The 11814-nt window shown below is 46.8% G+C and carries 10 protein-coding genes; 8 read left to right on the top strand and 2 right to left on the bottom strand.

What is annotated here, in order from left to right:
- Positions 1-129: 129 nt before the first annotated feature.
- The 6 genes from ruvA (at position 130) to V7M78_RS11715 (ending at position 7277) form a co-directional block, all read left to right on the top strand.
- Complete coding sequence (gene ruvA, locus V7M78_RS11740) at positions 130-741, top strand: Holliday junction branch migration protein RuvA (RefSeq protein WP_333649690.1); 612 nt, start codon at positions 130-132, stop codon at positions 739-741.
- A gap of 38 nt (positions 742-779) precedes the next feature.
- On the top strand, positions 780-1775 hold the full coding sequence (gene ruvB, locus V7M78_RS11735) for a Holliday junction branch migration DNA helicase RuvB (protein WP_333649688.1): 996 nt from the start codon (positions 780-782) through the stop codon (positions 1773-1775).
- A 103-nt stretch (positions 1776-1878) separates the two neighbouring features.
- Entirely contained in the window at positions 1879-2244 is a 366-nt protein-coding gene (locus V7M78_RS11730; RefSeq protein WP_333649686.1) for a cell division protein ZapA, read from the top strand.
- A 126-nt stretch (positions 2245-2370) separates the two neighbouring features.
- Positions 2371-4530: a U32 family peptidase gene (locus V7M78_RS11725; protein ID WP_333649817.1), complete on the top strand. Its 2160-nt coding sequence runs from the start codon at positions 2371-2373 to the stop codon at positions 4528-4530.
- Between the two features lie 7 nt (positions 4531-4537).
- Positions 4538-5863: an FtsW/RodA/SpoVE family cell cycle protein gene (locus V7M78_RS11720; RefSeq protein WP_333649684.1), complete on the top strand. Its 1326-nt coding sequence runs from the start codon at positions 4538-4540 to the stop codon at positions 5861-5863.
- Positions 5853-7277, top strand: coding sequence for a peptidoglycan D,D-transpeptidase FtsI family protein (locus V7M78_RS11715; protein WP_333649682.1), 1425 nt, complete (start codon positions 5853-5855; stop codon positions 7275-7277). Before V7M78_RS11720 ends, V7M78_RS11715 begins: the two co-directional genes overlap by 11 nt.
- Positions 7278-7306: 29 nt before the next feature.
- On the opposite strand, the gene V7M78_RS11710 is transcribed toward V7M78_RS11715, so the two are convergent.
- A complete protein-coding gene (locus V7M78_RS11710; RefSeq protein WP_333649680.1) occupies positions 7307-8056 on the bottom strand; it encodes an SDR family NAD(P)-dependent oxidoreductase in 750 nt (249 codons plus the stop codon).
- 118 nt (positions 8057-8174) lie between these two features.
- Here V7M78_RS11710 and V7M78_RS11705 point away from each other — a divergent pair, with 118 nt between their 5' ends.
- Positions 8175-9248, top strand: a complete 1074-nt coding sequence (locus tag V7M78_RS11705; RefSeq protein WP_333649678.1) for a LacI family DNA-binding transcriptional regulator — start codon at positions 8175-8177, stop codon at positions 9246-9248.
- Here V7M78_RS11705 and V7M78_RS11700 read toward each other — a convergent pair.
- Positions 9245-10366 (bottom strand): enolase C-terminal domain-like protein, encoded by a 1122-nt coding sequence (locus V7M78_RS11700; protein ID WP_333649676.1) that lies wholly within the window; start codon positions 10364-10366, stop codon positions 9245-9247. The two genes, V7M78_RS11705 and V7M78_RS11700, sit on opposite strands and share 4 nt — an antisense overlap.
- A 294-nt stretch (positions 10367-10660) precedes the next feature.
- Between V7M78_RS11700 and dctP the strand changes: the two genes are divergently transcribed.
- Complete coding sequence (gene dctP / locus V7M78_RS11695) at positions 10661-11746, top strand: TRAP transporter substrate-binding protein (RefSeq protein ID WP_333649674.1); 1086 nt, start codon at positions 10661-10663, stop codon at positions 11744-11746.
- Positions 11747-11814 lie beyond the last annotated feature (68 nt).

Genomic DNA, 11814 nt, shown 5'->3' with positions numbered 1-11814 from the left:
TTATATCTTAAGGGAACCGGTTCGTCAATTTCCCAAAACAGAATATTTGTTCGACTATCTGCTTGCATAACAACAGGCAGTATGCTATGATAAATGGCATAGAAATACAGCCAAAAGGAGACAGAACAAGTGATTTCTTTTGTAAAAGGACCGTTGTCCGAGATTTTGGAGGACATGGTTGTAATAGAAAGCGGAAACGTGGGTTATGAACTGTATGTTCCCGTATCAGTGCTTCAGAAGCTGCCGGATATCGGAGCGGAAGTAAAGCTTTATACATATTTTCAGGTGCGGGAGGATGCGATGTGTCTCTATGGCTTTTTAAGCCGCCAGGACCTTCGGATGTTTAAGCAGCTCATCAGTGTAAACGGAATTGGCCCAAAGGTGGCTTTGGGTGTTCTTTCTGCCATGGAGCCTGACGAACTGAGGAGAGCCATTGTCTCAGGTGATGCCAAAGCCTTATCAAAGGCACCGGGCATCGGTGCTAAGACAGCCCAAAGGATGATCTTGGACTTAAAGGACAAGATCGAAACATCAGATATACTGCCCCCGGAATTTTTACAGGAAAAGAAGGGACAAAGTTCCGGCTTAAGCGGAGCCGCAGGGGAAGCAGTGGATGCCCTGACCGCTTTGGGCTATTCTGCCTCCGAGGCAGGACGGGCAGTGGGCCGGGTTGAAGTGACGGATTCCATGACCGCAGAGGATGTGCTTAAGGCTTCCTTGAAACATCTGGCATTTATATAAGTGTAAATAGAAGACTCCCCGGGAAGTAAGGAGAAGCAATGGAGCGTAAGATCATAACCACGGAAATAACAGAAGAGGACAGAAGGATTGAGCCTAATTTACGACCTTCCTGTCTGGCAGAATATATCGGCCAGGAAAAAATCCGGTCCAATTTAAAAGTATATATTGATGCAGCCAGGGCCAGAGGGGAATCCCTGGACCATGTGCTGTTTTACGGCCCTCCGGGACTTGGCAAGACCACCCTTTCAGGAATCATTGCCAACGAGATGGGAGTCAACATAAAGGTCACCTCCGGGCCTGCTATCGAAAAGCCGGGAGAAATGGCAGCTATTTTAAACAACCTCCAGGAAGGCGATGTGCTGTTTGTGGATGAAATTCACAGATTAAACCGTCAGGTGGAGGAGGTTCTTTATCCGGCTATGGAGGACTTTGCCATTGATATCATGCTGGGAAAGGACTCAGGAGCCAGGTCTATAAGGCTGGATCTGCCTAAATTCACCTTGGTAGGAGCCACCACCAGGGCGGGCCTTTTGACCGCACCTTTAAGAGACAGGTTCGGCGTAGTTCAGAAGCTGGAATTTTATACCCCTCAGGAGCTTAAGATCATCGTCTGCCGCTCTGCCAAGGTTTTGGATGTGGAAATAGAAGAAGAAGGGGCCGCAGAGATCGCCAAGCGTTCCAGAGGAACCCCAAGACTGGCAAACCGCCTGTTAAAGCGTGTCCGGGATTTTGCGCAGGTAAAATACAATGGTGTTATCACAAAAGAAGTGGCGGATTTTGCATTGGATATTCTGGATGTGGATAAGTTTGGTCTGGATTACAATGACCGGGCCATTTTAACCACAATGATTGAGAAATTTTCCGGAGGTCCCGTAGGGCTGGATACCCTGGCGGCGGCTCTGGGAGAAGATGCAGGTACCTTGGAGGATGTCTATGAACCCTATCTTCTGATGAACGGATTCTTAAACCGCACCTCCAGAGGCCGTGTGGCTACAGAACGGGCTTACGAACATCTGGGGCTTTCCCTGGAATGATGAACAAGTGTAAACAAGCTGTATTTTAAACTTTCCTATTGGCGGAAAGTGTGGTATATTCATAATTAAAGCACATTTACCATTAACAGGGAGAGAGAAAAACATGAATTCCAAACGCTACACGGAAGTTTTAATAGATGGCAAGATCTACACTTTAGCCGGAAACGAGGATGAAAGTTACATCCACCGCCTTGCCGGATATGTAAATGAGATGATTCTGACTTTAAAGCGGCAGGAAGGCTTTTCCAAGCAGAGCGCAGAATACCAGAATGTTATGATAGAACTGAATATGGCCGATGATTATTTTAAGGCCAGAGAACGGATCAACCTGCTGGAACAGCAGAAGGCGGAGATGGAAAAGGAAACATACAGCTTAAAGCATGAGCTGGTGGCGACCCAGATGAAACTTGAAGCTGCAAAAGAAGCAGCAGAAGGAAAGAAGTCTGCTAAGGCCCATATGACAGAATGAATCAGGAGGGGATGTCCAGGAGCGGCTGAGGCATCCTCTCTTTTCCCATTACCATAAACAGTAAAACAGGAGGCACACGTGAAGAAAAAGGTTGAAATCCTCGCTCCGGCAGGATCATTTGAAAGTATGAAGGCAGCGGTTGCGGCAGGAGCCGACGCAGTCTATATGGGCGGAAGCAAATTTGGGGCGAGGGCCTTTGCAGACAACCCGGACCAGGACAGGCTTTTAGAGGCCATTGATTACGTTCACCTCCATGGGCGCAAACTGTATTTGACAGTCAATACTCTTGTAAAAGAACAGGAGATGAAAGAACTTTACGATTATCTGGCCCCTTATTACGAAAGGGGACTTGATGCGGCCATTGTTCAGGATATGGGAGTTTTATCATTTCTCAAGGAACAGTTTCCCGGCCTTCCCATCCATGCAAGCACTCAGATGACCATTACCGGCGTCTACGGTGCTTCCCTTTTAAAAGATCTGGGAGCAGAGCGTGTGGTTACGGCAAGAGAATTGTCTTTAAAAGAAATTGAACAGATCCATAACAAGGTGGATGTAGAGATTGAGAGCTTTGTTCACGGAGCCTTATGCTACAGCTATTCCGGTCAGTGTTTATTCAGCAGCCTCATCGGAGGGCGAAGCGGAAACCGGGGAAGGTGTGCCCAGACCTGCCGTCTGCCCTATGAGGTGAAGCAGGGAGGACAGAATCTTGGGAAAAAAGGAGAGTCGTACTGTCTCAGCTTAAAAGATTTATCCACCTTGGATTTCATTCCGGACATGATTGAAGCCGGAATCTATTCCATGAAAATCGAAGGAAGGATGAAAAGCCCCAGATATACTGCCGGAGTGACCTCCATTTACCGCAAATATGCGGACCTCTACCTGGAAAAAGGAAGAGAGGGATATGGTGTTGATGAACAGGACCGGAAGACTCTTTTAGATCTCTTTGACCGGGGCGGCCAGACGGATGGATACTATAAGCGGCATAATGGCCGTGATATGGTGGTCTGGAAAGAAAAACCTGCTTTCCGGGAGGGAAATCAGCCTTTATTTGACTATCTGGATCAGAATTTTGTAGAAAAACAGCTTCAGGAGCCGGTTACAGGAACGGCGTTTCTGGAGGAAGGGCAGGAAGCCTGCTTTACATTAGAAGGTATGGGAAAAACCGTCACTGTTTCCGGTGAAACGGTGCAGATGGCCCAGAACCAGCCATTGACAGAAGAAAAGATAAAAAAGCAGCTTGATAAAACCGGAAACACACCCTTTTATTTTGAGGATTTGAATATTCACATAGGGGGAAGCATATTCCTCCCGGTTCAGGTCCTTAATGACCTGCGCAGAAGAGGGCTGGAGGCGTTGGAAAAAGCAATACTGGAGGATTTCATCCGCCCGGCACAGGAGAAAAAAGAACCGGCCCTCCATACTTTGCCGAACAATGAAAAAAGCAACAGCCATCAAGGTGAAAATACAGCTCCCCACAAGGCCCGGCTCACTGTTTCCATAGAGCGCCCGGACTGTCTGGAGGCTGCCGCACAAGCCCCTGATGTGACCAGAATCTATATAGACGGAGGTTCATTTCTTCCCTCAGCCTGGAAATCCTCTGTAGATTTATGCCATGCTAACGGAAAAGAGTGTATGATCACCATGCCTCACATTTTCCGCAGTACGGCAGAGAACTATTTTGACAAGCATTTAAACGAGCTGAGATCAGCCGGATTTGACGGCTTCCTGATCCGTTCCTTAGAGGAACCGGAGTATTTAAAGACTAAGGGAATCAACGGTCCTTTTATCTTTGACTTTGGAGTATATGGAATGAACCGGAAGGCCCAGAAATCCCTTCTTAAGCTGGGAGCAGAGGAACTGACATGGCCGGTGGAATTAAACAGCCGGGAATTGGGAAAACTAAGTGTTCCGGGGGAGCTTCTGGCTTACGGACGCCTGCCCATGATGGTGACGGCCCAGTGCCTTCATCAGGGAACAACGCAATGCGATGGGACTCCTATGGTGCTGACCTTAAAGGACAGGCTGGGAAAGGAATTTCCGGTGAAAAACCATTGTGTTTTCTGTTATAACACCATCTATAATTCAGCTCCCTTATCCCTTTTGGGGCTTGGGGAAGAGGTGGGAAGACTTTCTCCTTCCTCCCTTCGCCTGCAGTTTACCATAGAGAGCAGGGAAGAGACAAAGGCTGTGATCCAATGCTTTGCAAAAGAAATGCTCTATGGGCAGAAGGCAGAGCTTCCATATAAGGAATTTACAAGAGGTCATTTCAAACGAGGCGTAGAGTAGGTATTGTATGATTAATTTGATGATTGATGCATCCAGGTATCTGATGATACTGCTGATCGCATTCTACACATATTTGAATTTCCGTTTTTTTTCATTTCATGATGAGATGAAACAGAAAAAGGTCTGCGGACGTCAGAATAAGGTCATGTTTCTCATTCACGCTTTGGCTTATGTGATTATCTGGCTGGAAACAGGAGATGAGCGAACCTTGGTCTTTTATCTGGCCCAGGCCGTATTTTTCCTTGCCTATTTACTGCTTTATCGGCTGTTTTATCGGAATCTGTCCAGGCTCTTGGTCAACAACATGTGTATGCTTCTTACAGTAGGCTTTATCATGCTCACCAGACTTTCCTTTGAACGGGCCACCAGACAGTTTCTTGTAGTCGTGGCGGCGGCTCTGGTTACATGGATCATACCCTTTATCATTGACCGGGTGTGGCAGCTGAGCAAGATTCCCTGGGTATACGGGGCAGGAGGAATTCTCCTTTTGGGAGCGGTGTGCGTCATCGGGACTAACAGCTACGGCGCCCAGCTTTCCCTTGATATAGGCGGATATTCCTTTCAGCCATCGGAATTTGTGAAAATCAGCTACGTCTTTTTTATTGCCACCATGTTTTACCGCTCTGTCAGCTTTTCCACAGTTATGACGGTTAGTGCAGTTGCCGCCGTTCACGTGCTCATCCTGGTGGCTTCCAGAGACCTTGGAAGCGCCTTTATATTCTTTCTTGTCTATGTTTTTATGTTGTTTGTGGCTACGGGGAAATGGCGGTATCTCATGACAGGGCTGGGAGCCGGTGTGCTGGCTTCTTTGCTGGCTTATCCACTGTTCGGGCATGTGAGAACCAGAGTGCAGGCCTGGAGAAATCCATGGGCTGACATTGCGGGAAAAGGGTATCAGATTACCCAGTCTCTCTTTGCCATTGGAACGGGAGGCTGGTTTGGAATGGGCCTTTATCGGGGAATGCCGGGAAAAATCCCGGTGGTGGAAAAGGATTTTATATTCTCTGCAATATCGGAGGAGCTGGGGGGCATCTTTGCCTTGTGCGTCCTTCTTATCTGCCTGGGATGCTTTTTGCAGTTTATGATGATTGCCAGCCAAATGCAGGCGGTTTTTTATAAGCTGATCGCATTCGGTCTGGGAATGATTTATATTATCCAGGTGTTTTTAACCGTAGGCGGGGTGACTAAGTTCATCCCTTCCACAGGAGTGACCCTTCCCTTTGTCAGTTATGGGGGAAGCTCGATTTTAAGCACGTTTATTATTTTCGCCATACTCCAGGGACTTTATATACTCAAACGCAACGAAGAGGAAGAAGACGAATATGAAGGCTAATCAGAATCCCAAGGCAAACCGCCATATCCTGCTGCTGACCTATGGTGTTGTAGGGCTTTTTATCGGACTGGCAGTGTACTTTGGATATTTTCTTTCAGTCAAAAGCGAGAATGTCATCAACAATTCCTATAATGCCAGACTGGACAGCTTTGCAGAACGGGTGGTGCGGGGAGAAATCCGCAGCAGCGACGGCAGGGTGCTGGCCCGCACAGAAGTGGATGGAGAGGGGAAGGAAACCAGAGTCTATCCCTATGATTCCCTGTTTGCCCATGTGGTAGGATATTCGGCCAATGGAAAGACAGGCCTGGAAGCCTTGTCCAATTTTTACCTTCTCACCAGCCACGTCAATCTGGTGGAGCAGGCGGTCAATGAAGTGTCAGGCATAAAAAACCAGGGAGATCATGTGATCTCTACTCTTGATGTGGATCTCCAGAAGGCAGCTTATGATGCCCTTGGAAACAGAAGAGGGGCAGTGGTTGTCATGGAGCCGGGAACGGGAAAGATCCTTGCCATGGTATCCAAGCCCGATTATAACCCCAATACTTTGCTGGCGGACTGGGCCAGTCTGGTATCTGAGGAAAACACTTCGGGACAGCTTTTAAACCGGGCTGCTCAGGGGCTTTACCCTCCGGGTTCCACCTTTAAGATGGTGACAGCCCTGGAATATATGAGGGAAAATCCGGACAATTACAGGGACTTTACCTTTGACTGTGACGGGATTTACGAAAATGGGGACTATGCCATTAAATGCTACCACGAAACCGCACACGGCCATCAAAACCTGCAGCAGGCATTTGCCAATTCCTGCAACGGAGCTTTTGCAAGTCTGGGCCTTTTGCTGAATCCGTCCAGTTTGAGAACTACGGCGGACCAGCTTCTCTTTAATACAGAGCTGCCATTATCCATTGCTTACAGTAAAAGCTCCTATATCATGGGCCCGGGGGCCGATACGTGGCAGGTTTTGCAGACCTCTATAGGGCAGGGACAGACCCAGATCACTCCTCTTCACAATGCTATGATTACCGCTGCCATTGCCAATGGAGGAACCTTAATGAGGCCTTATTTCGTTGACCATGTGGAAAATTCAGGGGGCAATGTAATTAAAAAATTCATGCCTCATTCTTTCGGAAACCTGATGACTGCCGAAGAATCCTCTGCCCTGACAGAGCTGATGCGGTCTGTGGTAACAGAAGGAACCGGCTCTGCTCTGCGGACGGATGCTTATACTGCGGCAGGTAAAACCGGTTCGGCGGAATTTGACAAAGAAAAAGAAACCCATGCCTGGTTTGTAGGCTTTGCTCCGGCTGAAGCGCCTCAGATCGTGGTCAGCGTGATTGTGGAGGAGGGAGGCTCAGGAGGCCAGACAGCGGCTCCTATTGCCAGAACGCTTTTCGATTTGTATTTGTCCAGATAAGAAAAACTTCTCCCAATAAAAATTATTGATCAGTATCCGTATGCAAGAGCACCGCCGTCTACGGCAAAATCCTGGCCGGTGATGTAGCCAGCACTGGGGCCGCAGAGGAAGCCTGCCATGGCTCCTAAGTCTCTTGTATCACCGTAAGCGTGCAATGGCATGCGGCCGAGAATTTTCTGTTCCCTGACAGGATCAGAAACCTGTTTTAACATTTTACTTTGGAACCAGCCCGGCGCAATACTGTTAACGCAGATATTGTCCTGGGCCCATTCCACGGCAAGGCCTCTGGTCATAGCCAGCACTGCACCCTTGCTGGCACAGTAAGGAACAACTTCAGAAAAACCAAGATGGGCGCTCATGCTTGTGATATTGATGATGCGGCCTTTTCCTGACGCTTTTTTCAGGTGTGGATAGCATATCTTACTCATTTCAAATACATATTTTACATTTACATTCATGATATTTTCAAACTGATCTGCCGGGAAACTTTCTGCCCTGCATTTAAATGTGGCTCCGGCATTGTTAATGAGAAAATCCAGGCAACCGCCGCCTTTTCCTGTAATATCTTCAACCATCTGCCTCATGGCTTCTGTATCGCCAATATCGCCTTTGACGTGAATGACCCCCGCTGCGCTTTCGCCTACGCCTTCTTTTGGGGAACCGGTGCGGCTGACAGCATAAACCAAAGCGCCATTTTCAGCCAATACATTAGCGATCTGAAATCCGATGCCGCTGCTTCCTCCGGTGACAATTCCTATTTTTCCTTGTAATTCTGACATTTTAAAAATCCTCCTGAAGATAAAATTTTATATGCTTCAATCTTTTTTGTATTTGGTGTATAATAGCAGTAATTATTTGTTGAAACAGTGTTTAACACGTTTGAAAGGTGCGGTTTTCGTGAATAAAAAAGTGACAATCAGAGATGTAGCGGCAAAAGCGGGCGTTTCCATCAGCTCGGTTCACTTTGCCTTAAGCGGGAAGGCTGGGGTGAGTGATGAAACCCGTGAGATGATCCGCAGGACTGCTGCGGAAATGGAGTATCAGCCCAATGCCCTTGCTTCAAGCTTAAAGCGCAGTATGCAAAGAGTCGCTATTCTGCTTCCCGGCGAGGAGGGAGATAACCAGTATTACTATCCTCCTATGTGGAGGGGTGTTCATGATTACCTGTCTAAAGTCAATATGAATCTGGAATTCATTGAGATGCCGTTTTTTGAGAAAAATAAAAGCAGTATTTTAGCAGAACTGAAGGTTCTGGCGGATAAGCGGGAAATCAACGGCATTCTTACAGTAGGTCATATTGATGACGTTTCTGCAGCGGAAGACTGGCAGAAGATCTGTGAACAGAATATACCTGTCGTCTGTATCAATTCCGAGAATAAGCTGTGCGATTATTTATGCTGTATCCAGCCGGAATACGATGTGATAGGGCGGACCATGGCGGAGCTTATTACCAGCCGTATTCCGGAATATGGGAGTATTTTTCTCTGCGCCGGCAATCCCAAGTGGGATGCCCATGCACTGATTGTAAAAGGTTTTGAAGATTATTTAAGCGAGAACAACTGTCCCAATTTGGTGTACAGGGATTATTCGTGGACCATGAATAAGCTTAATTACATTAATATTTTTAACAAACTTTCTCATCCGGATGTAGCCGCATGCTGCAGCGTCTATTCCCAGGGGACAATCCTGCTGGGACAGGCTCTGGAAGAAAGCGGAAAGTCCAGCAGGGTATATTCCGTAGGTTCCGACTTGTCAGCTATTACCGCAGACCGGCTCCGGAGGGGCGTGCTGAACCATGTTATACAGAAAAATCCGTATGCACAGGGATATGTAGGCATCCGCACACTTGTAGAATACTTAATCAGCGGAAAAATACCGGAGCAAAAAAGGGTCTATGTGGGAAGCGAGGTCGTGCTGCGAAGCAACCTTGTGATGTACGAGCATGAGAAATACCGCTATCTGTTCCTCTAATTGAATGTTTGACAGATATAGTTGCGGCAGGCTGACTGGATCAGATCCCAGTCAAGCTCCACGCCTGCGCCTGGCTTATTGGGAACATGAATGATGCCGTTTTCATCAATCGGAAGATTTCCCTTCATCGGCAGACGGTAATTGTCTTCCGGGACAAAGTATTCAAAATATTCGCAGTTTTTGATCGCACAGCTGACATGAAGGTTGACGATATCCATATAGTTCATTGTGGTTGTATGGATTTCACAGTTTAGTCCGAAACCTTCTGCCATATGTGCGATTTTTAATGTGCCGGTGATCCCATCCTTCCAGCTGACATCTGCTCTGACGATATCGGCGGCGCGCTGTGCTATGACTTGGGCAACACCCCAGTGACAGCCACGGGTCGTTTCGGTTGCTGCAACAGGAATGTCCAGGGTACGGCAGAGTTCTGTGTATTTGTAAAGTTCAAAGTCCCGGAAGGGCTCTTCGAACCACTTGTAATTGAGTTTTTCTAAGTGTCTGCCGACTCTGATTGCTTCGTCAAGGGTGTATTCGCCTACAGGGTCTGTCATCAGTACAAATTCATCGCCCACTGCCTCCCGGATAGCTGAATGTACCTGCATATCAAATTCAGCAGGCCCGGCTGGATGGGCCTTATAACCTTTTATGCCTCTGCCTTTATAATAAAGCGCTTCATCTACATAATCCTGTACAGAACTTAAAAAGTTGCTGCTTGCATAAACGGGAAGGCTGTCCCGGTAAGCTCCGATATACTTATATAGGGGAAGGTCGGCTTCCTTTGCGCAGATATCCCACAGGGCAACATCTACAGGGCCTGGAAGAAAAACGGGAAAAAATGCCTCGTGCCGGTCAATGATCCAAAGTTCTTGAAAAATCGCTTCCCGATCGTGAGGATCTCTGCCCAGTACAACGGGAGCAATGCTTTCCTGTAAATAGGCTTCGCTGACGGCTCCGCTTCTTGCAGCCATACAGGTTGCAATTCCTTCGATTCCGGTATCAGTGGTGAGCTTAATGACTATTACATCCCAGCCCATTTTGGCGCCTCCCTGACGTTTTTTGTCAAAGAGACATTTTCCTCTTTCTACCCACCAGCTCTCAAATTTCGTTATAATCATGTAAATTCCTCCTGTTTGTATATATTCGTAAAAAACTATGAGAATGTTAAAAAACGTTTTTGTAAATTATAGCAATGAGTAATATGAAAGTAAAGACAAGAGAGTGATTTTAGTTGCAAACTGTCATTATAACAAAATAACCAGCATCTCATTTGTGATATTTTCATAAAAATATTAACTAAACAAACTAAAATCAGTAACTTATTGACAGGAGATTATAAAAGTGATATTCTGAATTATGAAATTATTGCGCGCATTAACAAAAACGTTTTAGTATCATAGGAGGCAGGAATCATGAAAAGAAAAATGTTATTAGCACTTGCAATGACGGCATCTATGGCAGTGTCATTGACAGCCTGCGGTTCGGGAACTCAGGCAACATCCGGCTCATCAGGCGGAGAGGCAAAGACTGAAGCAAAGGCTCCGTCCGGCGGGCAGAGCATGAAGCTCACCTGGAGCGAGGTCAATGGTGAGGATTACGGAGCAACGGTGGGGGCAAAGGAATTTGCGAAAAAGATTGAAGAACTGTCGGGAGGGCAGATTACGGTTGAGCTTTATTTAAACGGTACCCTGGGCAATGAAAAAGAGAGCATGCAGGGAATTCAGATGGGAACCCTGGATATTTTCAGGGGAAATGCATCTTCTCTTTCAAACTATGGAGCTTCAAAAATCAGCTTATCCGGCCTTCCTTTCTTATTTAAGGATATGGATCAGTTTGAAAAAATGGCAAAAAGCAAAATCGGACAGGAGCTGCTTGATTCCGTTGGAGAAGCAGACCCCGGATATGTGGCTCTGGGCTGGCTGACGGAAGGGCCCAGGCATATGTTCATCACAGAGAGTACATATAAGAAGCTTGGAAATCCCAGTGACTTTTCCCTGGATATGATGACAGGTCTGAAAATGAGAGTTCCGGAGACAGACTTAATGGTAAACACCATGACAGCACTGAAGGCTTCCGCAACCCCGATTGCATATTCCGAACTTTATACTTCTCTGCAGTCTGGTGTGGTAGACGGCGCTGAGAACGATGTGATTAACTATATGGCAAACTCCTACAACGAGGTAGCACCTTACTTTATTCCGGATGCCCATACATTTGGCTGCGGTGTTATCCTGATGAATCAGGATAAGTGGAACTCCTTAACTGAGGAGCAGCAGGGCTGGATGAAGGAAGCTTCTGAGGCCGCTGGAAAAGTATGCTATGAGTACAATCAGAAAAAGATACAGGATACCTTTGATTCCTTTGGAGAAAAGGGTGTGACAAAGCTTGAGGTTACTGATCTGGACAAGTGGTCAGAGGCATGTGAGGGAGTTTATGCAACCTATGATGAAGATTCTCAGAAAATTATTGAAAAGCTCAGAAGCGGAGAATATGAATAAAGTACTATTCTGACGGCGATATGACTAGTTGTGAAGGATGCCGCAAAATAATCTGCGGCATTCTTTAT

Origin of the sequence: Lacrimispora sp., from assembly GCF_036758025.1 — a bacterium.
Lineage (GTDB): Bacteria > Bacillota > Clostridia > Lachnospirales > Lachnospiraceae > Lacrimispora.
The sequence above is the reverse complement of the archived record's forward strand: the minus strand, read 5'-3'. Positions and strand labels throughout refer to the sequence as shown.

Excerpts from the sequence above, each read along its gene's own strand:
- ruvB (WP_333649688.1), top strand. The coding sequence starts at position 780 with ATGGAGCGTAAGATCATAACCACGGAAATAACAGAAGAGGACAGAAGG.
- V7M78_RS11730 (WP_333649686.1), top strand. The coding sequence starts at position 1,879 with ATGAATTCCAAACGCTACACGGAAGTTTTAATAGATGGCAAGATCTAC.
- V7M78_RS11725 (WP_333649817.1), top strand. The coding sequence starts at position 2,371 with ATGAAGGCAGCGGTTGCGGCAGGAGCCGACGCAGTCTATATGGGCGGA.
- V7M78_RS11720 (WP_333649684.1), top strand. The coding sequence starts at position 4,538 with ATGATTAATTTGATGATTGATGCATCCAGGTATCTGATGATACTGCTG.
- V7M78_RS11715 (WP_333649682.1), top strand. The coding sequence starts at position 5,853 with ATGAAGGCTAATCAGAATCCCAAGGCAAACCGCCATATCCTGCTGCTG.
- V7M78_RS11710 (WP_333649680.1), bottom strand. The coding sequence starts at position 8,056 with ATGTCAGAATTACAAGGAAAAATAGGAATTGTCACCGGAGGAAGCAGC.
- V7M78_RS11700 (WP_333649676.1), bottom strand. The coding sequence starts at position 10,366 with ATGATTATAACGAAATTTGAGAGCTGGTGGGTAGAAAGAGGAAAATGT.
- dctP (WP_333649674.1), top strand. The coding sequence starts at position 10,661 with ATGAAAAGAAAAATGTTATTAGCACTTGCAATGACGGCATCTATGGCA.